This is a genomic window from Agrobacterium sp. 22-221-1 (genome assembly GCF_053522445.1).
In genome coordinates this window covers 58,144-78,693 of sequence record NZ_JBNWCL010000009.1, presented here as the reverse complement: position 1 = coordinate 78,693, position 20,550 = coordinate 58,144, and the positions used below count along the sequence as shown (strand labels likewise).

Below are 20,550 nucleotides of genomic sequence, written 5' to 3'. Positions count from 1 at the left end.
GGCGGATCAGCGGCGAAGGCCGCCGCTCCACCTGTTTTGCCTGCGTTATTCGGCTGCAATCGTCGCGCTTTCCTCAGCCTCTTCGAGTGCGCGCACCAGCGGAATGACGTGCTTGCCGAAATACTCGACCTCCTCCTGGAAATGCAGGAAACCGAGCAGGATGAGATCGGCGCCGGCGCGCTTCAGGCGCACGATGCGTTCCGCCACCTGTTGGGGGGTGCCGATGAGGTTTGAGCGGAAACCGTCATTGTACTGAACGAGATCCTCGAAGCTGGATTTCGCCCAGTTGCCCTCTCCTTCCGGGGAGGCCTTACCGGCATTCTTCACCTCATGGCCAAAAGCGTTGACCGCTTCCGGATTGGCCTTCTCGATGATTTCGGCAAGCACGGCCTTTGCCTCCTCCTCCGTCTCACGCACGATGGCGAAGGCATTTACGCCGATCTTGACCGAATGATTGTTCTCAGCCGCCTTGGCACGGATGTCATCGACCTGCCTTGCAATCTCTTCCGGGGTGTTACCGTTGGTGAAGTACCAGTCGGAAACGCGAGCCGCCATATCGCGGGCTGCGCGCGAAGAACCGCCCTGAAAGATTTCAGGCTGCGGATCGATCGGCTTCGGCTTCAGGGAATAATTGTTGAAGCGATAGAAATCGCCGCGGAAGGTGAAGCTGTCTTCCGTCCAGATGCCGCGCAATGCACGGATGAACTCCTCCGAGCGGCGATAGCGCTCGTCGTGGTCGAGCCACGGTTCGCCGATGGCATGGAACTCGCCGCGAAACCAGCCGCTGACAATGTTGACCGCAACGCGGCCATTGGTGAGGTGGTTAATCGTGGCGATCTGTTTTGCAGCGAGCGCCGGGTTCCACGGCCCCGGCAGAATGGCGGCAATGACCTTCAGCGTCTTTGTCGACTCCAGCAGGGAATGGCTGAAAGACACGGATTCATGCTGGAACTCGGCACCGTAACCAGCCGTGAAGCGAATCTGGCTCAGCGCATAGTCAAAACCGCTCGCTTCCGCGATCTGCGCGAGCTTGCGGTTATAGTCGATGGTCCAGCTGGTGCGTTGCTCGATGTTGGAGATGACGAGGCCACCGGAAACATTCGGCACCCAATAGGCGAATTTAACGGGCTCGGCTGTGCGTGCTGTCATGATAAATTCCTCTCTTGCAATCTCAGTTGGCAGCCGCTTCGCGTGAAACGACGGAAAGGGTCGGATGGTGATCGCCGCCGCCAAACGCTTTGGCGGGCAGAAGCTCGAACAGATCGGCGACGGCGCGCTCAATGCGCGCTTCGACGGCCGGGTTTGAAAGCGTGTATCCGGTAAAATCCGCCTCAACGGCATAAACCGTGGTCGGCACGGTAACAGCACCGAAGAAGCCGAACAGCGGACGGAACTGGTGTTCCAGCATCAGGCCATGCAGCGGCGAGCCGCCGGTCGCGGCAAGGATCACGCGTCGACCCTGCAGGGCACGGAAATCGACGAGATCGAATAAATGTTTGAGCGCGCCCGTATAGGAGGCGCGATAGACCGGCGAACCGACGACGAGCACATCGGCAGCCTCCACGGCATCGACAATCGCACGCCCGGCCTCCTCGAGCTGGTCTGCGCGCAATGCCCGAAATAGAACCGGGGCGGCATCGGCAAGATCGATGAGGTCGGTTTCAACCTTCGCCGTCCGCCCGATCGCGGCAACAATTCGTTCAACGACATGCGCCGTGCGGGATGGCCGCTTCACACTACCGGAAATGCCAAGGATCTTCATATCCATTCGCCCTTCTTTTGTGTGTATTTTCTATGTTTTTAATAGGCTATCAAAGACGCTCATTCCAAAAGCCGCATATTTTGAGAAATGCTTTCGCGTATTTGGGCCAAAGCGCCGACTGTTTCACACGGGGCAAGGCGGTCGCTGCAAGCGCCGAAGCGGAAAGCCGCTCATGCCCTCAACGAGCAGATATCGCCCAAAAGCAGGACACCGGGGATCTCCGATCCCCGGTGTCAATATTTAGAGCGATGCTTTCAGCGCCTCAACCGAACGCGCCGTAAAGGCAGGGCAAGGATCAAAACTCCTCCCAGTTGTCGGGGGCGGTATTCAACGCGGCATTGCCTGAAAACGCCGCCCTTATCCTGCCGCCAAGCGCACGCGCGGGAGACGCTGCGGGCCTGTCGGCAACCGATGCCGTGCGCACGGGCGCGGAGGCCTCGCCATAACCGCCTTCGGACAGTTTGAACTGCGCGATCAGTCCGTTGAGCGAAGACGCCTCGCGTGCAAGCCCGTGGCTGGCGGCGGTGCTTTCCTCAACCATGGCGGCGTTCTTCTGGGTGTCCTGATCCATCTGGTTCACGGCCGTATTGATCTGCTGAAGACCGGAGGATTGCTCCTGTGCCGATTCCGCGATGGCCGCAACGTGCCGGTTGATTTCCTGCACCTCCGTCACGATCAGTTCCAGCGCCTTGCCGGTTTCACCAACCAGCTGCACGCCCTGCTGAACCTGACCGTTGGATGTCGTGATCAGGTTCTTGATCTCCTTGGCCGCACCGGCGGAGCGCTGCGCCAGTTCGCGAACCTCCTGCGCAACGACGGCAAAGCCCTTGCCCGCCTCACCCGCACGGGCAGCTTCAACGCCGGCATTCAGCGCCAGAAGGTTCGTCTGGAACGCGATCTCGTCGATCACGCCGATGATGTTGGAAATCTCATTGGCGGATGTCGCGATCTGCTCCATTGCAGCGACGGCCTGCTGCACCACCTCTCCGGATTTTTCCGCGCCGACTTTTGCGCGGCCGACGAGGTGACCCGCTTCCTGCGCCCGCTTCGTGGCGTCCTTCACCGTCGTGGTGATCTCTTCCAGCGCAGCCGCAGTCTCTTCAACGGCGGCAGCCTGCTGTTCCGTGCGTCTCGCCAGATCGTCCGCCGCAGACCTTATCTCGTTGGCGCCGGCATCGATGCCGCGCGCGTTCTGCGCCACCTGGCTCAAGGTCGACTGCAACTGTTCCGCAGCCCGGTTGAAATCGCCGCGGATACCGTCAAGACCGGAGACGAACGGCTGAACGATCCGGTAAGTAACGTCGCCCTGGGCGATCTTCGAAAGAGCCGTGGCAAGATTGTCGACGGCAAACTGCACGTCGGCAGCTTCCCTGGCCTTCTGTTTCTCGCGCTCGATCCGGTCCTTTTCCGAAGTCGACCGGTTGGCCTCCGTTTCATTCTCAAGCCGGAGGCGTTCGATTGCGCTTTCGCGAAACGCCTGAACCGCAGCGGCCATCTGGCCGACTTCATCCCTGCGATCCATTCCAGAAATTTCGCTTGCCGTATCACCGGCCGCGAGCGATTCCATGCGCGCGCGAAGCCGCGCAATCGGGGTGGTGATGCCCCGGGAAGAAATAAGCAGGCCAAGTGCGATCACGGCCAGCGAAACGAGCGCAAGCGTAATCAGGCCCGTCCAGATCGTCGTATTGGTGCTGGCTGTAAGGCGTTCTCTCCCCTCATTCATCACCTGGATGAGCTGCTCATTGCCGGCACTGATCTTTGGCGAGACTTCGGCAATTTTCCGAAGCACATTGAGCGCCATCTGCTGCGCTTCGGCGCGTTGCCCTGCCTGCATGAGGGCGATGACCTGATTGCCGATCTCCTCGACTTCGACAACACCCTTAAGGATATCACGGGCGGCATCCGTGCGCGCCGGCACCAGTTCCATGATCTTGTTCTGGCGTTCCTCGAGCTGCTTACGGTCGGCTCTGAAGGTTTTGACGGCAGCTTCGAAATCAGCGCTGGCCGGATCGTTAAGGCTGGCGCGAAGCATCTGCATGCCGAGTGCGTTGAGGTTTCCGCTGGTTCTGGCGTTCAGAACCGCAGCAAGGGCCTCATGGCCGATGAAATCGCTATAGACGCTGTCGGTGCCTTTATATTGCAGGCTGACGTAGCTTATTCCGGAAAGCGACATCAGGCTCATCAACGAGATGACAAAAACGACCTTCGTTTTTATCTTGGTATTGTTCAGGAAAGACATGAATGGCCTCAAGGCAAGCACTCCTCCAGCCGCCCTCTCAGGAGGCCGGGGAATATATAATGAAACATCGCGGGTAGCTGTTGCCCCTCCTCATAGGGCGACAAGCGGATGCCTTTTTCGAGCCGCCGCCGGGCGGGTCGTCATGGGTCCGCTTGTTCTACCGGCTCCGCCGATGAAACCTTGGAACCTGCGTATTTTAGATTTCACAAAATCACTAAATGAAGTGTTACCCGGGATAGGCAAGTGCTGACAATTCGCCGCGCCGCAGACCGGTTCGAGCATCGTTTTCAAGCCTGGCAGCAGCCGGCACCGTTATTCAAGCCTGTAACCTACGCGACCACGGCCGTGCCCGCTCGGGCAATCAGGCTATCGTGCCTGCAATGGGCCGGGACTGGATCGTTCGGCCCGATAAAACGAAGCTGCAGATGAAGATGCAGCCGCGCCTGCAAACGCTCAAACAGCCGCTTGCAGGCGGAAGCGTTCCTGTCCTCCTCGCCGGTCAATTTGCCGATGAGGCGCATGAACCAGCCGTCATAGGCCTGCACATAAAGGAACCAGCGTGTCGGGTCCGGCGCGCCGGGCGGCGTGTCGCGGCAGAGCCAGATGGCATGTGCATGCTGAAACAGCGGATGAAGCGTGCCTTGCAGCAAGGTGAGTTCGGATGCTTCCAACCCGTGAGGATGGAGACCGGTATGGTTGGCGGCGGATCGGACGGCATCTTCGCTCGTCCACAGACGGTCAGCGATCTGCCGATGCTGCTCCGCCGCCGGCCTGTCTCCCACCCGCAGGCAGAGTTCGCAGAGGTGGCGATGGAGCCGATACCTGGAGAAAGAGGGGTTCCGGCCGATACGGTGCCACAAGGACATTGCTCCGTGTATGTCTCCGGCTTTCTCCATATCCTCTGCCCGTAGCTGTAGAAGCGTCGTCTCTTCGGGCGAATACCGCGATCCTTCCGCGATAGCCTCGGCGCGCAGCATGCCTGATGGATCGAATTTCTCTGAAAGCAGCGCCAGTTGCAGCCAGTCCTGCTCGTCGAACATCTGTTGTTCGCGACGCTGCAGGAGCCTTGAGAATTCGCTGCGCTGACGGATATGCCAGTCTTTTGCGTCCTGCCAGCCTCGTTCGGCATTGTCGCGCCAGTCTGCATCAAGCCGTGCCGCGATGCCGGGGGCTTCTTTCCCCAGCCATTCGGCGGCGGCGGAGATCTCTTCGAGACGCCAGGGCAGATGATCGGGAAGCGGGCCTGCCGGATCAAACCCCGTTGCCACAATGCGTTCCGACAAAACGGGATGGGTGCTATGACTATCCGGTTTCTGGCAGAGGTCCTCATGCAGCCAGACGGCCGCCTGCGCGCCATCTCGCGGGCGGCTGTTCTCCGGCTCTGTCAACATCAGGGCGAAGGGCCGCGCCTGCGCGATGTCATCCTTGTCTGCCCCAGCAAACATATCCGGCCAGAATTGGCTGGACAGGGCTCTTTGCCGCAATGTGAGAGCGATTTCCGTCTCAAATGCGATGTCGGCGCCGCAGACCGTGATCGCCCGCGCATCGGCAACCGCCTCGCAGCGACGGGAAAACTCCAGCGTCTCGCGCATCATGCGCGGTACATACCAGGCAAGAAACAATCTGAGCGGCGCGGTGACCAGCCGATGATTGCGCTCGTGCAATTTACCGAGCGCCGCCCAGCGTTGGCGAGCCACATAGGCCCAGCGCGCGAAATGACCGTGCAACCGGGAAATATGGGCGTATTCATGCGCGATAACGGCCGCGGCCTGCCGTCCCGTCAACAGGGCGAGAAGCGGCAGGCCGAGCACCAGAACATGCCTCGGCAGGCCGCCACGGGAGCCTGTCTGATAGATGGACGCGTTAAGCTCGGCATTGATATAGACGGCCGTGAAGGCTGGCGCATCGCAGGCGAGGCGCAGCCGTTCAAGCTCTTCGGCAAGAGCGGGAACCTTGTCGGCCTCCAGCAATATTCCATCCGAAACCGGTGGGGGCGGCACTGCCGCATAGGCTCGCAGGACCATCAGCCCGTAAAAGACCCATGACAGCGCCGGCAAGGCAAGAAGCACCAGCAGAAGCCGCGAAGGCACCAGCAACACAAGCAAAAGAGGCGACAGGATCAGCGCAAGGCCGCAGGCGAGTAAAAACATGTCGCCAAAGGCGAGCCAGACCAAGGCTCGCCATCTGCCTTCGCGCGGTGACTGGAGGGGGCTCGCCATGCCGACGCTTATTTCGGTGGAAGATGGTCGCTTGAAAGTTTCTTGCCGAGGAAGAAGGCCTTCAACGCCCGCCCGGCCATCTGCAATCCGCTCGATCCATAAACTTGCGTTTCCATCCACTCCAGTGACGAATGATCGGGGAAGAGTTCCTTGTAACGGTCGAACCATTGCATGGCGATAAACTCGCTTTTGGGAACGCCATCGCCGTATTTATAGGCGAGAACGACCTGACCATAAGCCTCTCCGGCAATGTGGTCGTCATGATAGTCGATGAGGGATTTCATATTGGCGACGGCCTGCTGTTTTTCCTCCGTAGTGCCGTGCCTGCGATCAACGCTCGCCAGTCGAATGAGGGACATATCCACGCCGCCTTCCATCGCGCCACGGTAATATTCCTGAACTCGTTCGAAATTTTCCCGGAGCGACAGATCGAGATTGTCGACATTTTCCAGCCGCCAGGCATAGTTATAAAGTGCGACCGGTTCACCCTCCTCGACCGCTTGCTGAAGCCAGCGCCCCGCTTCGTCGCCGTCGAGCAGTTGCGGGTCTGTATCGGGCCGGAATCCCGTTGCGATGTCATACATGCTTGCCGCGGCCGAATAGACGCGCCGTTCAGCGAATGCGCGGGTCAACCAGGCCGACTCCTGCTGGAAGCCTCCATCCCAGATCATCCGGCAGGCATGCATCGGTGTGAACTCATCGGGCTCATAGAGCGGTTCGAGTTGCGCAACCCGGTCGACCAGCTGCGTGGCGATGGCCGGGTTCGCCTCTATTCCCCACATGCCGAACTGCCAGGCGAACGCCGCCATTGTCAGCATGGTCGGCTCATCAAAACGACGGACGGCCGTTTGCAGCACGTTTGCATAGGCGCCGTCGTGATCCTCGAAATGCTGGATCAGCATCAGATTGGTGAAGTCCCGGAACGGGCCGTCAATGGCCGGATAGGTTCCCGGCGCCTTGCAGTAACGAATGGATTCGACATGGCGCTGGTGCGCCAGTTTTTCGTCCTGGAGAGAATAATGGATGAAATTGGCGTATTTTCCGAGGGAAACGAAACGCAGGCGATCGGTGAGATCCCGCGCCAGCCAATTCTTGAAAATCCTCTCTCGGGCGGCAATTTCGCGGGTATCGCCGGGTTCGGGATAATCGGGTATGGTCAATGCATCCTGCACCCCCGGCCAGCGCACGGAATTGCGCTCCTGTTCGCTCAGCGCGGAACATAAGGGGCCTTTGGCGAATTTTTCGACCTCACCATCATCGCCACCCCATCGCGGGCTCAAATATTGCGCGTAAGAAACCAGGATTTCCGGCCACCGGGGCCGCAGCGAAAGGCAGTAGCGCAGCCAGTAATAGCCGGGATTTTCGGCGTCCCCCTGCTGCAGGGGCGGAAGCGAGGCAGGAAGCGCCGCCGTTATGACACCGGGCGGCGTCAATCCGTGTCTGGCAAGCCGGGCGCATGCGGCTTCGTAAAGCTCCGGTCCCAACTCATCGCTCGTTACCGTCTTTTCAACCGGCGTACCCAGAAACAGCGCATCGACGAAATCCGGCTGCCCGAGATACTGGCTCATCTCCATCATGGTTTCCGCGGCAAGAGCAGGCCGCGCGGAAAGGGCCATCGCCTTCAGCAAATGCTCTGCCGCAATTATGCAGGCCATGTGGGCGGCGGCCCACTGGTCTTCCCCAACATCCGATGCCCAGGTCGCCGTTCGGATGTCGCAGGCCCGGCGGAAGTAATAGTGACCGGCGACCTGCCTTGCATGATACGAAGCCGGGTATGCCTGCCTCCAGGCATCGAGCAGTTCCAGTCTGAGGGCTGCGTCGACGCTGGCGCTGTCGAACAGGCCCGTGTCGGTCGAAAGATGGATATAGTGATCGTCCGCCAGATCGTCGGACTGCCACCATGCCGCCTCAAGCGCCGCGAGTATACGCTCGACCTCGTCGAAGCGCCGTTCAAGCATCGCCTTTCGCAATTCATCCTGCTGACGGAATCTCGCCCATTGCGGGCCATCCAGTGGCAGGGGAGACGAACTTGTGACTGTTTTCATGAATGGCTCCTCAGCGGATACGTCCTTCCTTGGAGCACCAAAGAACCCCCTGTGTCGAGATATGGAAGGAGACTTTTCCCGGCACTTTTACAAATCTCACCGCCAGGAACACAACACTGCAACGGCACTCAATCAGCAAAAGCCACGAGCCCCACGCCTCGCTTTGCAGCCCGTTCCAGAAAATCACGCATCGAATTGAACGCGGCCAGCGCGTGTTCGTTACCTTCAAGAACATATTCGTTTGTCATGAGAATGTTCAGCAATATCACGACCTGCTCCGGTTCAAGCAGCGTATCTTCGAAATATCTGAGATCGACGCCGGCCTGCCGGGCCTTGTCGAACAGGGCCGCAAGTAAACGGTGCGCATCAAGATCGATTGAGCCGGCGAGTTCCAGGCAGCCCGGATCCGAGGGTATGACGGTGGCGTCGAAATCAGCGTAGTAGATGTCCAGCATGTGCAATTTGTCCAACGGATGAAGGATTTGGACGTCCCCATTTCGCTTGCAGCAAGGCTCAGCCATTTAAAAAGGGGCGATCACGGACCGCCCCAACGGAAATAGTCTTGTTGCAGTCCGCTTACGCGGGACGCTCCTCGCCTGCATTGGGTCGCCAAGTAATCAACCTCTTCTCCGCAAAATCCAGAATGAGGTCAATAACAAGAACGAAGACCGCCAGAATGATGATGCCCGCGAAGACGCCGACCGCATCGAAATTGCCTTCCGAGCGGGCGATCAGATAACCGAGGCCGGCGGAAGCTCCCAGATATTCGCCGATGATTGCGCCGACCACTGCAAATCCGACGGAGGTGCGCAGCGACGACAGAATCCAGCTCGCCGCCGCCGGGAAATAGACGTGACGCAGCAAATCCGAACGCTTGGCGCCCAGAATGCGGGTATTGGAAAGCACGACCGGGTTCACTTCGCGCACGCCCTGCATGGCATTGAAGAAGGTGACGAAGAAGACGAGCGTAACCGCAAGCGCAACCTTCGACCACAGGCCAAGACCGAGCCAGAGCACGAAGATCGGGGCCAGAACGACACGCGGAATGGCGTTCACGGCCTTGATGAACGGATCGAGCACCCGGGCGACGAAGGGGCTGAGGCCCAGCCAGACGCCGGCGCCGACGCCGAGACCTGTGCCGATGAGATAGCCCAGCACCGTTTCGCTCAGCGTGATGCCGACATGCTTGTAAAAACCGGCATCGGCAACCCAGTCAATCACCTGTTTAACGATGTCATAGGGTGCGGGAAAAAAGAAGCGGTCGATGGCGCCCGAAGTCACACCGAGCTGCCACCCGCCCAAAAGCACGACCAGAAGAGCGATCTGGATGATACGAACATTAACGGCTTGCATAGCTTTTCTCCACTTCGCCACGCAGGGACGCCCAGATATCGCGATAGAGCGTCAAGAATTTTGGATCGAGTTTGATTTCCGCGACGTTGCGGGGCCGCTCGAGATCGACAGCGAAGCTCTCGATGACACGGCTCTTCGGGCCTGCAGCGAGAACGACAACCCGGTCTCCGAGCGCAATCGCCTCTTCCAGATCATGGGTGATCATAACCACCGCACGGCGGTCCTCCTGCCACAGGCGCAGCAACTCGTTCTGCATGAGGTGGCGGGTGTGGATATCCAATGCCGAGAAGGGTTCGTCCATCAGGATGACCTTCGGCTCGGTGATGAGCGCCTGCGCCATCTGCACGCGTTTGCGCTGTCCGCCGGAGAGCTGGTGCGGAAAGCGGTCTCCGAAGCCCTTCAGGCCAACTTTTTCAAGCCAGGCCTGAACCTTGGCGCGCCGCTCATTTTCGGGAACGCCCCGGAACATCAAGCCAAGCTCGACATTCTGAAACGCTGTCTTCCAGGGAAGAAGCGCGTCCTGCTGGAACAGATATCCAATGTTGTTCTGTACGCCCTTGACGAGCGAACCGTCGATGGAAACCCTGCCCTGCGCTGGCTTCAACAGGCCCGCAATCGCGTTGAGAATGGTGGACTTTCCGCATCCCGTTGGCCCAACGATGGAGAGAAACTCACCATCGCCGACCTTGAGATTTACGTTTTGCACGGCAACGAACGAACCGAACGCCATGGTCACGTCGTCGATTGCCACCATCGGCTGGGGTTCGAGTTCCGTCACGGGTTCTAGCTTTCTGGCTGGCGAAGACATGGCGGCCTCTCAGTTTGCGGCCTTCGAGGCCGCGGCCTCGACGAACTTGTTGGTGTAGGTGGTGTTGAGATCGATCGTCGCCTTGGCGACCGCATCATTGAAGCTTTTCAGAACGGCCAGCGGCGTTTCGAGATCGGCAGGCTCAAACTTGCCATCTTCGGAGAAGATCGCCTTGGCCGCTTCAACGGCCTTGATGTAGGTCTGCTTGTCGCCGGACACGAAATCATCGGGAAGCTTTGCGACGATTTCCTCCGCAGAATGCTGCTTCATCCAGTGCAGCGCCCGAACCGTCGCATTGGTGACCTTCTGGATCACTTCCGGATTGGCATTGATATAGTCCTGCGTGGCGTAAAGGACCGAGGTGGGATAGATGCCGCCATAGACATCCCTTGCGCCCTGATCGCTACGGGCATCGATGAGGATCTTGCCCAGCCCGCGCTCCACGACGATGGTTGCGGCAGGATCGTAATTGACGAGCAGATCAATCTTGCCCTGCTGCAGGGCTGCAACGGCCGCAGCACCCGAACCGACACCGATGATGGAGATGTCATTGTCGCTGAGATTATGCTGCTTCATGTAGTAGCGAATGAAGAAGTCCGAAGAGGAGCCGGGCGACGTGATGCCGACCTTTTTGCCCTTGATCGTCTCGGGCTTGGCCGGGTCGAAGTCCGTGTCGTTCTTGCCGGCGAGAACCAGACCCGAGTTGCGGGCAAGCTGCACGAAGCCGACCACGTGCTTGTTCTGCGACTGCATCTGGATCGTATGATCGTAGAAGCCCACGGCAACGTCCGTGGAACCGGCAACAAGCGCCTGCAGAACCTTCGATCCGCCCTGGGCAAAGTTCTCGGTCGTTACATCAAGGCCCTCCTCCTTGTAGAAGCCAAGGCTCGCCGCCACGGGGAAAGGCAGGTTGTTGAGGTTGTACGAGCCAACGCTCATCCTGACGGATTCGGCATTGGCAGATGCCGCCAGCGCACAGAGCGCCGCGGTTGCAAGCAGATATTTACGCATAAGGGTCTCCTCCCGGTTTGACTATATTTTGCGCCACTATGGCCGCGTCTAGGCTGCGTCTTCAATCGCAGCAGTTGGTTTGGCGAAGGCGAAGCCTTCGAAAAGCCTGCGCGCCGTTCTTACGAGTCCGGCCGTTATTGCGCCGTTTCGCATCTCCAGCTGCACATCGAGGCAGCCTGCGGGATGTTCGATGCGGATCTGGGTCGGCACCGAAAGGCCTCCGGCCGCATCATAAGCGATGGAACCTTTGGTGACAGCCGCGGTTGCGATGCCAACGGCACCGGTCGTCGCCAGTGCAGGATGACACTCGTGGGGCATGAAATACCGCACCGAAAGAGTGCCGCCTCTGCGGGCCGGTGCAACGAGCACCGGTTTCGGAATGACCATGTCTTTCACATCACCCATTCCCATCAACTTTCCGGCCTCGATGCGGATGCGGGTCATCCGTGCGATGAGATCCTTGTGAGCGCTCAGGGTTTGCGGATCCTCGTACCCCGTCACGCCGAGATCGGCTGCGCGGATGAGAACCATCGGAATAGCGCAGTCTACGGCCGTTATGTTGACGCCATCGATCAGATCGACCGGCTTTCCGGTGGGCAGCAGCTTGCCGGTTTTCGCACCCGCCGCATCCATGAATGTCAATGCGATGGGCGCCGCCAGACCCGGAACACCGTCGATCGAGGCGTCGCCGAGATAAATAACCTCGCGGCCGCGTGTCGGAACCTTCGCCTCGATCAGCTTGCCGGTATTCACGTTATGGATCCGCACGAGAGTATCGCTGCCCTGCGCTTCGACAAGCCCCGCTTCGATGGCAAAGGGCCCGACGGCGGCCAGCATGTTTCCGCAGTTTGGCGAATAGTCGACATACTGCCTGTCGGTGCGAACCTGCGCGAACAGATAGTCGATGTCGGCGTCCCTGACCGTGGAAGGGCCGATAATCGCAACTTTGGATGTGACCGGATTGCCCCCGCCAATGCCGTCGATCTGCAATGGATGGCCAGACCCCATGATGGAAAGAAGGGCCGCGTCCCGGTCCGCCCGATCACGGGGAAGATCGGATGCGAGAAAGAACGGTCCACGCGACGTTCCACCGCGCATCAGCACACAGGGTATCTTCAGCAGATCGTTCATGGGTTGCCTCAATATTGCATTTGGCGGATCAATTCGCCGTGTTGTTGCAATATGAGCAAAAGAGTCTAATCTGTTAAATGCAATGTTTTGGAGTTTTATTGCGGTATGAGCATCAATTGTGAAATTCTGGATTTGCGGGCGTTTCAAGCGGTGGTTGAACTGGCCAGTTTCCACAGGGCCGCCGAGGCGCTGCATATCTCGCAACCTGCGCTCACCCGCCGTATCCAGAAACTGGAACAGGCCATCGGCGCGCCACTTCTTGAAAGAACGACGCGCCACGTCGCACCCACCGCCATGGGGCAGGAAGTCATGCCGCTCGTTCGGCGCATGCTCGAGGAATTTGACGGATCGCTTTTTGCCATGAAGGACGGCGCGCAACGGCGCGGGCTTATCACCATGGCCTGCGTTCCCACCGCCGCCTTTTACTTTCTTCCCACCGTCATCAAGACCTTCAGCCAGCAATATCCCCATATAAGGCTGCGGATCAGGGATTTGACAGCCAATGAGGGTCTGCAGGCGGTCGCCAGAGGCGAGGTGGAATTTGGCATCAACCTGATGGGCAATTCCGATCCCGAGCTTTCATTCGAGCCCCTCATCGATGACCCCTTCGTGCTGGCAATGAGGAAAGACCACCCTCTGGCAGCTTTCGAAACGATCGAGTGGGACCAGCTGGAGGCCTATCCGCTGGTCGTCGTGGACCGTTCGAGCGGCAACAGGACGCTTCTCGACAGCGCGCTTGCACGGCACAATCTAAAATTGAACTGGTTCTATGAGGTGACGCATCTCAACACGTCGCTCGGTCTCGTCGAAGCCGGACTTGGCATTTCCGTCCTGCCGCGGCTGGCAACGCCGCAGGACGATCACCCATTCCTCATCACCCGGCCAATCGTCAACCCGGTGGTCTCCCGTACGATAGGCATCGTGCAAAGGCGAAGCAGCGCTCTTTCCCCAGCCGCCGAAAAATTTGTGCGGATGCTACTCGAAACCTGGAAAACCCAGTGATCGCTTGAGAGAGATGCTTCTAGGGCATGCTGCGGCCAATGGCGGCGCGAACCGTAGGTGCTGGCAAACAGCCTCTGATTTGCAGATCGCTCGAATGAAAGAATCTGCACCAGAAGCTAAAGACGGGCCTCGATATCCAGCACCAGCTTTTTCAGCAGCGCCGCGAGGTTATCGCGCTCGTCCGGAGTGAGCCCCTGCAGGAAAGTCTGCTCGCTCGCCATGTCCTGGCGAAATGCCTTTTCCGCCAGCTCGATGCCCGCCGGCATGAGGTAGACAACGACGCTGCGTCCATCGAGCTTCGATTTTCTGCGCTCGATAAGTCCGGCCTTTTCCAATCGATCAAGCCGGTGCGTCAGGCCGCCTGAGGAGAGCATCAGCGTCGTATACATTTCCGTCGGCGTCAGCTGGTAGGGCGGTCCCGACCGGCGCAATGTTGCGATGACATCGAACTCGCCGCGGTCGAGACGGAAGCCAGCAAATGTCTCTTCGATTGATGGCGCCAGAAGGTTGCTGAGCCGTTTGGCGCGCCCGAAAATGGCCATCGGTTCCGTATCGATATCAGGCAGTTCCCGCGCCCACTGGCCACGGAGACGGTCGACATGGTCTTCCCTGTCAGCTTCCATCGTCCGATCCGTCGTCGCCTGCTTCATCTCATCACCCCATCAGCACTTCGAAAACCATATACGGCTTTGCCTGCTCCGTGAATATATCTTTGTGAGAAGATAGATATCTTGACAGGAAGATAAATTGCACATATATCTTCTCGCGAAGATAGTTTTGTCTCAGGGAGGAGACCAGATGTTTTCCATCCGCCGTCATCAGGAACCGAACCCCGGCCAGAGCCGGACGGTGCGTTATGAAGGATGCGAATACGGAAGCGCCGTATCCATCTTTCTCGTCAATGCCGATCCGGGTCGCGGCCCTGATCTGCATGTTCATCCCTATGCCGAAACCTGGGTGGTGCGCAAAGGCGAGGCCGAGTTCACAATCGGCGATCAGCGGGCACGCGGCTCGTCGGGAGACATCGTCGTTGGGCCTGCCAATATCCCCCATCGCTTCGAAAATATAGGCACTGACCGGCTGGAGATCATCTGCATCCATCCGAGCGAGACCTTTCAGCAGACCTTCCTGTAACCCCGTTCCACCATGAGGAGAAAGACAATGGCCAAAATGATTTTCCTGAACCTGCCGGTGAAAGACCTGGCCGTTTCGACCGCTTTCTATGAGGCGATCGGCTGCGTGAAGAACGAAGAGTTTTCCAACGAAGACGCAAGCTCGATGGTGTGGTCGGAGACCATCACCTTCCAGCTTCTGCGGCACGATTATTACAAGACCTTCACCGCCAAACCGATCGCCGATGCCCATACGACAAACGGCATGCTGATCGCCCTTTCGCGCGACAGCCGCGAAGAGGTCGACGCCATGGTTGGCGCCGCGGCAAAAGCGGGCGGGCAAGCGGATGTCCGGGAACCGCAGGATCTGGGTTTCATGTATCTCCGCACCTTCGCCGATCCCGATGGTCACGAATTTGAACCCGCTTACATGGATTTGAGCAATGCGGGCTGACGTCATCATTCACGCGCGCGACGAGGCGAACTTACTGATGGGCTGGAGCGGAAATGCCCAAAAGCGGCGGGGAACCGCTACTCAACCTAGTCGCCGGTGCCGGATACGGCTGCGGCCAGGGCTCTGATCGCCGATGCATGTGCGGGCGTTCTTGCGCGGGAAAGAAGAACGATATCGGAAGGCGGCAACGAAGGCAGCCCCAGTTCCACACCCCTGTCAGGCAGGCCACGGGCGCTAATATCGCCCATCGCCGCGACACCCGCGCCTGCAAGAATTCCTTCATGGAGCACCGAACAGCTTCCGGCGGTGAAAGCATCGCGCCACTCCACGCCGGCTCTTCTAAGCTCCGACACCGCAATTTCCCGAACACCACACGCAGACCCCAGCGACACCAGCGGAATGGCGCTGTTGGAGCGTGGCCGCCAGTCCGGGGCGGCCCGCCATCCCAACCTGTCGGTACGCAGGATTTCGCCGTCTGAGCCACCGCCGTTACGCCGGATAATGGCGGCGTCGGCCTGTCCGGACGCGAAACTTTCCTTCACGTGCCGGGAAAAGCCGATATTCACTTCAATCACCGCATTGGCGGGGAGTGCCGCGCGCATCGCCCGTATGGCCATCGAAAGGCGGCCCCCGATCGCATGGTCACTGGCCGCCAGGCTAAAGTGCAGCGGCGATTCATGACCGAAGGTCAGCGCTTCCTCGTGTTTGGCGAGCAGCTCGCGAGCCTTCGGCAGGAACACCTGGCCATCCTCCGTGAGCCGCAGATGCCGCGGCGAACGGTCGATCAGCCGCCTGCCGACACGCTGCTCCAGCATCTTCAATTTTTGGCTGACGACCGGTTGCACGGTTCCTGCCGCCTCCGCCGCCTTTGTCAGGCTGCCGAGCTCTACGGAGAAAATGAACAGGCGAACGCTTTCGAGGTCAATCATATAAAATCGCTATGTATGGAATATACAACACCATATTCTCATTATGAAGAAATTTGCGCAAGGTGTCTCAGCAACAAGGAGACAAGACCATGCCCATGATCAAAGCGCGCTACACCAAACCCCGGAACGGACGCGACCCAAAACTGGAAGTCGCGGCTCTGCTTTCTCGCCTCACGGCGGAAATCCTGCACAAGGACCCGGCTGTCACCGCGGTTCTCGTCGAGAGCGCCGATCCCGATGACTGGATCATCGCCGGAGCGAGCGTCGCCGACCAGAAGGTCGGAAGCTTCTATGTCGAGGTTTCGATTACAGAACACACCAACATAAAGGACGAGACGACCGAATGGGTCCGGCGGGTCTATAACGAGATGAACGCCCTGCTGGGCCCCGTGCACGAGGCGAGTTATGTGCTGGTTCACGCCGTCGATGGCGATGCCTATGGTTATGGCGGGCAAACCCAGAATCTGCGGTGGGCAGGCAAGCGCAGCTAGCGTCGGCAGGCGTCAGGCGAAACTGCCCGACGCCGCTCGCCCAGGGATATTTGCCATGCCTGGATCAAATCCGCGCACCGCCTGTCGCATCGATCATCTGTCCAGTCGTCCAGCGGGCATCGTTCGAGGCAAGGAATGTGATGACGTCCGCAATATCATCGGCGCGTCCGACACGCGAGAAGACGGACAGGGCTTCAGCGCCTGCGCGGGCTTCCGGCGCTGCCAGCCATCCGGCGTTCATGTCGGTTTCAGTAACACCCGGCAGAACCGAATTGACCGTAATTCCGCGCCGGCCGAATTCCGGGGCGAGCGCCAGCGTCAATGTCTCAAGCGCACCCTTGGACGCCGCATAGGCGGGATGCGTCGGCGCCGCGATGCGCGTGAAGCCGGTCGAGACATTGATGATGCGGCCATTGTCGCGGAGATGATCGGCAACCGCCTGAATGAGAAAGAACGGCGCCTTGAAGTTGATCGTCATCAACTCGTCGAAAGCGGCTTCCGTTGTTTCTTTCAACGGTGTCGCCGGGGCAATGCCCGCATTATTGACGAGAATATCAAGCGATGGTGAGCCGGTGAAAGCGACCGCGGCTTCCCTGAACTGCTCCCACAAGCTGTCCGTCGCCGCTTTCCCGGCCCGCAGATCGGCATTGAGAGCGACCGCCTTCGAACCGAGAGCCTCGATCTCGCGGACCGTTGCCTGTGCCGCCTCGGGGTTCGCGCCATAATGGACGCCGATAAGACCTGCACCCTCTTTCGCAAACGCCAGGGCCGCGGCACGGCCGATGCCGCGTGAACTGCCCGTTATGAGGGCGACTTTGTTCGATAGTTTCTGAGACATGGATCACTCCGTTGCGATTTAACTAACGATCGTTATAATAAAACCTGGCCATGACCTGTCAATATTTTTATAGTGATCGATATAAAAATGTCTGAAATGACGCGAAAACAACGCGGTAGACCGCGCCTGCTTGATCGGAATGCCGGGCTCGACGTCGCAGCCCGGCTGTTCTGGGAACACGGCTATGAGGGAACCTCGATAGCGGACCTCACCCATGCGATGGGCATCACCCCGCCGTCCCTCTACGCGACATTCGGTTCAAAAGAAGAATTATTCCGGCTGGCGCTTGATCATAGCATTGCGCAGCAAAGCGAACGCCGCGCCGAAGTGCTGCAGGCGCAAATACCCGCCTATGAGGCGCTTGCCTCTTACCTTTACGATATTGCTGAAGGACATACCCAGCCCGACAAGCCGCGCGGATGCATCGTTTCCACCGCCGTTCTCCAGCATTCGGAAGCAAACGCCTCTGTCGCCCGCACAACGGCGGGATTGCGCGAGGCGGCAATACAGATTCTCAAGACGCGGTTCGACCGCGCCGTCAGCGAGGGCGAACTACCCACGCAAACCGACACGGATACGCTCGCCCGCTTTTACGGCGCCATCATTCAGGGCATGTCTGCGCAGGCTTGCGATGGCGCATGTACGGCCAGGTTGAAAGCTTTGGTCGACGTCGCGCTGACTGCCTGGCCCGGAAAGCGTGGGGCCGCTGGCCCTCAAGGTTGAATCGGAACCTCTTGAACGGATCGGCCGAGGACCGGACGAGCAAAACGTCATTCGACCAGGAAAGTGGGCTGACGGCGAGCCGAACCCCCGCCGGCAAAATCTCGGTAATATTCATTTTTCTTCTCCACCGCGCAGAACCTGCGACTTTCACTTTCACAGGGCAAAATCTATAGAAAATTCTTTATGTTACGCCCCTTTCCTTCCGACAGTACGTGCGTGCGAAAAACCCGCCTGAATTGGCTGAACCTATCAAAGCCCAGCGAGTTGGCGACACGGACGACGGTGGATGGAGACACGGCGCATTCGCTGGCGAGGGAACCGATCGTTCCAAAGGCGACGATATGCGGACGAGCCAGAATGGTTCGCGCGACATGGTCCTGCTGCTGCGACAATCGCAGGCTCCCCGTTACGATCAAACCCTTCATGTCCTGAATGCTGGTCGGCGTTTTAAAGGTGTGCCGCGTACGCATGGAGCCTGCTCCTTGTCGATCGGAAAGCACGCCGGGAAGCCAGCGCGCATGGGGTTCAATTCAGGGCAACCGGCTGTTTCCGGGATACCGATTGAATAGCGGCAAGGGCGACCGCCAGTGCGTTGCGTGCGTCGTGGCCCGTTGGCCCTTCACTCATCGTCCCTTGATGAACAGCGGTTACGAAAGAGGCAAGTTGCGCCGTGTATCCATGGACAAAGTGATCGGTATCGCGACGCCAGGTCTCATTCGAGACGCCGCGCCCATCGAACAGCGTCATGCTTGAACGACGCACATCGCCCATCGTCACCATGCCGTCCGATCCAAAAACCTCACCGCGAATGTCATAGCCGTAGAGCGCCGAAAAATTGGCTTCCGCAACGGCTATGGAGCCGTTGTCGAAACGGATATTGACCACCGCCGTATCCAGAAAGCCTTCACCTTTTGCGTCAGGGCGGACAAGCGCATCCGCCATGGCGAAGACTTCGACGGGTCTGGCGCCGGGGTTCAGCCATAACAGCGTGTCGAAATCGTGGATGAGGGTCTCGTAGAAAATCGTCCAGAGCGGAATACGGCCGGGTTCTGCGGCGAATGGGCCGGGATCACGCGTCAGCGAGCGGATGAGCTGCGGCGCGCCGACCTTGCCGGCGTCGATTGCGGCCCAGCCTTCCGCAAAGGCCTGATCCCACCGGCGGTTGAAGCCCACCTGGAGGGGAACACCAGCCGAGCGTGCCGCAGCAATCGCCCGATCGGCATCTTCCAGCGTTAGCGCCATCGGCTTTTCGCAGAAAATCGCTTTTCCCGCCTCGGCAGCCTGAACAAGAACATGGGTATGAAAACGGGCCGGCGTTGCGATGATGACGGCGTCGAGACCGGGATGTGCAAGCAATGCGGCAATGTCGGTATAGGCGGCGTCGACGCCGAGTTTTTCCGCAAGACCTGCTGCCGCACCCGGTGCGGGATCGGCAATGGCGACGAGTTCGGCATCGACCAGTCGCCGGGCGACGGTTTCACCGTGGAAAGAGCCGATGCGGCCGGCGCCAATGAGGCCGACATTGACGGGTTTTGTCTTGGGCATGGGGATCGTCCTGTGGGTTTATGTTGTCAGATTGTGAATGCAGCGCGGAAAGCCGAGAGCGCTGCGTCGGCATCACCGGATGCCCAGGCCTCCATGCCGACCGGCCCAGAATAGCCCATCGCTTTCAGCGCCCGGGCAATGCCGTTCCAGTTGACTTCGCCCGTACCGGGCTCGCAGCGGCCGGGCACGTCGGCAACCTGAATCTCCCCGATCCACGGCAGGGCCCTGCGGCAGAGTTCGATGAGGTTTCCTTCGCCAATCTGGGCGTGATAAAGATCGAGATTGAGGCGCAGACGCGGGTGGTTGATGCTGGAAACCAGAGTCAGTGCATCTTCCGCGCGCGCAAACGGTACGCCGGGATGATCGACGGAAAGGTTGAGGTTCTCCAGGGTGAAAACCACATCCTCTTCTTCCGCGAGGTCAACGATACGGCAAAGCGTGTCACGCGCCTTTAGCCACATGGCGCCCGTAACCACCTCGACAGGCTGCACCGGCAGCCCGCGATCTCCAAGGCCCGTGCCATGCAGGTTCAGCCGCTGAACGCCAAGGCGTTTGCCCACCCGGGCGGTCTGGCGGGCCGTGCTGAGCAGTTCCTCCGCGCCTTCGTCATCCGTAAGCCGGCCGGTGAGATAGCCGTTCATGATGGTGAAGGTCGCACCGGTCGCTTCAAGTCTGCTGATATCATGTTCCGGCCAGTTCCACAGGCCGACACCGAAGCCCAGATCCTTGAGCCGGGAAGCGCGCCATTCGATCGGCTTGTCACGCCACAACATCTCGGCGCAGGCCGCCAGTGGGAAGGAGTTCGCAGAAGCGCTCATGGGTAATACCTTGCTGATGAATATGAGGGGTCGTGGCGCGGCGCGATCGCGCCGAACCGGATATTCGTTC

General features: G+C 59.3%; 21 protein-coding genes. 5 read left to right on the top strand and 16 right to left on the bottom strand.

Annotated elements, in window-relative coordinates; genetic code table 11:
- Positions 1–45: 45 nt before the first annotated feature.
- The 10 genes from sfnG to ACQZ5N_RS15545 form a co-directional block, all read right to left on the bottom strand.
- Complete coding sequence (gene sfnG, locus ACQZ5N_RS15590) at positions 46–1,149, bottom strand: dimethylsulfone monooxygenase SfnG (RefSeq protein WP_448733377.1); 1,104 nt, start codon at positions 1,147–1,149, stop codon at positions 46–48.
- A gap of 22 nt (positions 1,150–1,171) precedes the next feature.
- The gene (gene msuE / locus ACQZ5N_RS15585) at positions 1,172–1,762 is read right to left on the bottom strand and encodes an FMN reductase (protein WP_448733447.1); all 591 of its coding nucleotides are present in this window, start codon (positions 1,760–1,762) and stop codon (positions 1,172–1,174) included.
- Between the two features lie 295 nt (positions 1,763–2,057).
- On the bottom strand, positions 2,058–4,001 hold the full coding sequence (locus tag ACQZ5N_RS15580) for a methyl-accepting chemotaxis protein (protein WP_149743416.1): 1,944 nt from the start codon (positions 3,999–4,001) through the stop codon (positions 2,058–2,060).
- Positions 4,002–4,330: 329 nt separating this feature from the next.
- Positions 4,331–6,220 (bottom strand): M48 family metallopeptidase, encoded by a 1,890-nt coding sequence (locus ACQZ5N_RS15575; protein ID WP_448733376.1) that lies wholly within the window; start codon positions 6,218–6,220, stop codon positions 4,331–4,333.
- Between the two features lie 8 nt (positions 6,221–6,228).
- Positions 6,229–8,265: a DUF4034 domain-containing protein gene (locus ACQZ5N_RS15570; protein WP_448733375.1), complete on the bottom strand. Its 2,037-nt coding sequence runs from the start codon at positions 8,263–8,265 to the stop codon at positions 6,229–6,231.
- Positions 8,266–8,393: 128 nt separating this feature from the next.
- Positions 8,394–8,720 (bottom strand): hypothetical protein, encoded by a 327-nt coding sequence (locus tag ACQZ5N_RS15565; RefSeq protein ID WP_448733374.1) that lies wholly within the window; start codon positions 8,718–8,720, stop codon positions 8,394–8,396.
- A 121-nt stretch (positions 8,721–8,841) separates the two neighbouring features.
- A complete protein-coding gene (locus ACQZ5N_RS15560) occupies positions 8,842–9,618 on the bottom strand; it encodes an ABC transporter permease (RefSeq protein WP_003523941.1) in 777 nt (258 codons plus the stop codon).
- Positions 9,605–10,426 (bottom strand): ABC transporter ATP-binding protein, encoded by an 822-nt coding sequence (locus ACQZ5N_RS15555; protein ID WP_448733373.1) that lies wholly within the window; start codon positions 10,424–10,426, stop codon positions 9,605–9,607. The genes ACQZ5N_RS15560 and ACQZ5N_RS15555 overlap by 14 nt, the downstream gene beginning before the upstream one ends.
- A 9-nt stretch (positions 10,427–10,435) precedes the next feature.
- Positions 10,436–11,437, bottom strand: a complete 1,002-nt coding sequence (locus ACQZ5N_RS15550; RefSeq protein ID WP_003523942.1) for an ABC transporter substrate-binding protein — start codon at positions 11,435–11,437, stop codon at positions 10,436–10,438.
- Between the two features lie 48 nt (positions 11,438–11,485).
- Positions 11,486–12,568 carry a 4-oxalomesaconate tautomerase gene (locus ACQZ5N_RS15545; RefSeq protein WP_448733372.1) on the bottom strand — a complete coding sequence of 361 codons (1,083 nt, stop codon included), beginning with the start codon at positions 12,566–12,568 and terminating at the stop codon, positions 11,486–11,488.
- A 105-nt stretch (positions 12,569–12,673) separates the two neighbouring features.
- Here ACQZ5N_RS15545 and ACQZ5N_RS15540 point away from each other — a divergent pair, with 105 nt between their 5' ends.
- The gene (locus ACQZ5N_RS15540; RefSeq protein WP_003510199.1) at positions 12,674–13,570 is read left to right on the top strand and encodes a LysR family transcriptional regulator; all 897 of its coding nucleotides are present in this window, start codon (positions 12,674–12,676) and stop codon (positions 13,568–13,570) included.
- A 116-nt stretch (positions 13,571–13,686) separates the two neighbouring features.
- On the opposite strand, the gene ACQZ5N_RS15535 is transcribed toward ACQZ5N_RS15540, so the two are convergent.
- Positions 13,687–14,220 carry a MarR family winged helix-turn-helix transcriptional regulator gene (locus ACQZ5N_RS15535; RefSeq protein WP_448733371.1) on the bottom strand — a complete coding sequence of 178 codons (534 nt, stop codon included), beginning with the start codon at positions 14,218–14,220 and terminating at the stop codon, positions 13,687–13,689.
- A gap of 148 nt (positions 14,221–14,368) precedes the next feature.
- On the opposite strand from ACQZ5N_RS15535, the gene ACQZ5N_RS15530 reads away from it, so the two are divergent.
- Both ACQZ5N_RS15530 and ACQZ5N_RS15525 read left to right on the top strand, forming a co-directional pair.
- Positions 14,369–14,704: a cupin domain-containing protein gene (locus ACQZ5N_RS15530; RefSeq protein ID WP_003523945.1), complete on the top strand. Its 336-nt coding sequence runs from the start codon at positions 14,369–14,371 to the stop codon at positions 14,702–14,704.
- Positions 14,705–14,731: 27 nt separating this feature from the next.
- Positions 14,732–15,136, top strand: coding sequence for a VOC family protein (locus tag ACQZ5N_RS15525; RefSeq protein WP_020808394.1), 405 nt, complete (start codon positions 14,732–14,734; stop codon positions 15,134–15,136).
- Between the two features lie 86 nt (positions 15,137–15,222).
- Here the strand turns inward: ACQZ5N_RS15525 and ACQZ5N_RS15520 are convergent, their stop codons facing one another.
- Positions 15,223–16,065: a LysR family transcriptional regulator gene (locus tag ACQZ5N_RS15520; RefSeq protein WP_448733370.1), complete on the bottom strand. Its 843-nt coding sequence runs from the start codon at positions 16,063–16,065 to the stop codon at positions 15,223–15,225.
- A gap of 89 nt (positions 16,066–16,154) precedes the next feature.
- On the opposite strand from ACQZ5N_RS15520, the gene ACQZ5N_RS15515 reads away from it, so the two are divergent.
- On the top strand, positions 16,155–16,556 hold the full coding sequence (locus ACQZ5N_RS15515) for a tautomerase family protein (RefSeq protein WP_448733369.1): 402 nt from the start codon (positions 16,155–16,157) through the stop codon (positions 16,554–16,556).
- A 64-nt stretch (positions 16,557–16,620) separates the two neighbouring features.
- On the opposite strand, the gene ACQZ5N_RS15510 is transcribed toward ACQZ5N_RS15515, so the two are convergent.
- The gene (locus ACQZ5N_RS15510; RefSeq protein ID WP_448733368.1) at positions 16,621–17,394 is read right to left on the bottom strand and encodes an SDR family NAD(P)-dependent oxidoreductase; all 774 of its coding nucleotides are present in this window, start codon (positions 17,392–17,394) and stop codon (positions 16,621–16,623) included.
- Between the two features lie 87 nt (positions 17,395–17,481).
- Between ACQZ5N_RS15510 and ACQZ5N_RS15505 the strand changes: the two genes are divergently transcribed.
- Positions 17,482–18,117 carry a TetR/AcrR family transcriptional regulator gene (locus tag ACQZ5N_RS15505; RefSeq protein ID WP_031233304.1) on the top strand — a complete coding sequence of 212 codons (636 nt, stop codon included), beginning with the start codon at positions 17,482–17,484 and terminating at the stop codon, positions 18,115–18,117.
- Between the two features lie 167 nt (positions 18,118–18,284).
- Here ACQZ5N_RS15505 and ACQZ5N_RS15500 read toward each other — a convergent pair whose 3' ends face one another.
- From ACQZ5N_RS15500 to ACQZ5N_RS15490, 3 genes are read right to left on the bottom strand one after another with little or no spacing between them, the layout of a single operon-like run.
- Positions 18,285–18,587 (bottom strand): MurR/RpiR family transcriptional regulator, encoded by a 303-nt coding sequence (locus ACQZ5N_RS15500; RefSeq protein WP_448733367.1) that lies wholly within the window; start codon positions 18,585–18,587, stop codon positions 18,285–18,287.
- 55 nt (positions 18,588–18,642) lie between these two features.
- A complete protein-coding gene (locus tag ACQZ5N_RS15495) occupies positions 18,643–19,662 on the bottom strand; it encodes a Gfo/Idh/MocA family oxidoreductase (RefSeq protein WP_448733366.1) in 1,020 nt (339 codons plus the stop codon).
- A 26-nt stretch (positions 19,663–19,688) separates the two neighbouring features.
- Positions 19,689–20,480: a TIM barrel protein gene (locus ACQZ5N_RS15490; RefSeq protein ID WP_448733365.1), complete on the bottom strand. Its 792-nt coding sequence runs from the start codon at positions 20,478–20,480 to the stop codon at positions 19,689–19,691.
- Positions 20,481–20,550: the final 70 nt, after the last annotated feature.

What these genes read in the sequence shown, in the direction of transcription:
- ACQZ5N_RS15505 (WP_031233304.1), top strand. Translation starts at nt 17,482, where the DNA reads ATGTCTGAAATGACGCGAAAACAACGCGGTAGACCGCGCCTGCTTGAT.
- ACQZ5N_RS15495 (WP_448733366.1), bottom strand. Translation starts at nt 19,662, where the DNA reads ATGCCCAAGACAAAACCCGTCAATGTCGGCCTCATTGGCGCCGGCCGC.
- ACQZ5N_RS15555 (WP_448733373.1), bottom strand. Translation starts at nt 10,426, where the DNA reads ATGTCTTCGCCAGCCAGAAAGCTAGAACCCGTGACGGAACTCGAACCC.
- ACQZ5N_RS15510 (WP_448733368.1), bottom strand. Translation starts at nt 17,394, where the DNA reads ATGTCTCAGAAACTATCGAACAAAGTCGCCCTCATAACGGGCAGTTCA.
- ACQZ5N_RS15565 (WP_448733374.1), bottom strand. Translation starts at nt 8,720, where the DNA reads ATGCTGGACATCTACTACGCTGATTTCGACGCCACCGTCATACCCTCG.
- ACQZ5N_RS15560 (WP_003523941.1), bottom strand. Translation starts at nt 9,618, where the DNA reads ATGCAAGCCGTTAATGTTCGTATCATCCAGATCGCTCTTCTGGTCGTG.
- ACQZ5N_RS15540 (WP_003510199.1), top strand. Translation starts at nt 12,674, where the DNA reads ATGAGCATCAATTGTGAAATTCTGGATTTGCGGGCGTTTCAAGCGGTG.
- ACQZ5N_RS15575 (WP_448733376.1), bottom strand. Translation starts at nt 6,220, where the DNA reads ATGGCGAGCCCCCTCCAGTCACCGCGCGAAGGCAGATGGCGAGCCTTG.
- ACQZ5N_RS15545 (WP_448733372.1), bottom strand. Translation starts at nt 12,568, where the DNA reads ATGAACGATCTGCTGAAGATACCCTGTGTGCTGATGCGCGGTGGAACG.
- ACQZ5N_RS15525 (WP_020808394.1), top strand. Translation starts at nt 14,732, where the DNA reads ATGGCCAAAATGATTTTCCTGAACCTGCCGGTGAAAGACCTGGCCGTT.
- ACQZ5N_RS15550 (WP_003523942.1), bottom strand. Translation starts at nt 11,437, where the DNA reads ATGCGTAAATATCTGCTTGCAACCGCGGCGCTCTGTGCGCTGGCGGCA.
- msuE (WP_448733447.1), bottom strand. Translation starts at nt 1,762, where the DNA reads ATGAAGATCCTTGGCATTTCCGGTAGTGTGAAGCGGCCATCCCGCACG.
- ACQZ5N_RS15580 (WP_149743416.1), bottom strand. Translation starts at nt 4,001, where the DNA reads ATGTCTTTCCTGAACAATACCAAGATAAAAACGAAGGTCGTTTTTGTC.
- ACQZ5N_RS15515 (WP_448733369.1), top strand. Translation starts at nt 16,155, where the DNA reads ATGCCCATGATCAAAGCGCGCTACACCAAACCCCGGAACGGACGCGAC.
- ACQZ5N_RS15500 (WP_448733367.1), bottom strand. Translation starts at nt 18,587, where the DNA reads ATGCGTACGCGGCACACCTTTAAAACGCCGACCAGCATTCAGGACATG.
- ACQZ5N_RS15490 (WP_448733365.1), bottom strand. Translation starts at nt 20,480, where the DNA reads ATGAGCGCTTCTGCGAACTCCTTCCCACTGGCGGCCTGCGCCGAGATG.
- ACQZ5N_RS15520 (WP_448733370.1), bottom strand. Translation starts at nt 16,065, where the DNA reads ATGATTGACCTCGAAAGCGTTCGCCTGTTCATTTTCTCCGTAGAGCTC.
- ACQZ5N_RS15570 (WP_448733375.1), bottom strand. Translation starts at nt 8,265, where the DNA reads ATGAAAACAGTCACAAGTTCGTCTCCCCTGCCACTGGATGGCCCGCAA.
- sfnG (WP_448733377.1), bottom strand. Translation starts at nt 1,149, where the DNA reads ATGACAGCACGCACAGCCGAGCCCGTTAAATTCGCCTATTGGGTGCCG.
- ACQZ5N_RS15530 (WP_003523945.1), top strand. Translation starts at nt 14,369, where the DNA reads ATGTTTTCCATCCGCCGTCATCAGGAACCGAACCCCGGCCAGAGCCGG.
- ACQZ5N_RS15535 (WP_448733371.1), bottom strand. Translation starts at nt 14,220, where the DNA reads ATGAAGCAGGCGACGACGGATCGGACGATGGAAGCTGACAGGGAAGAC.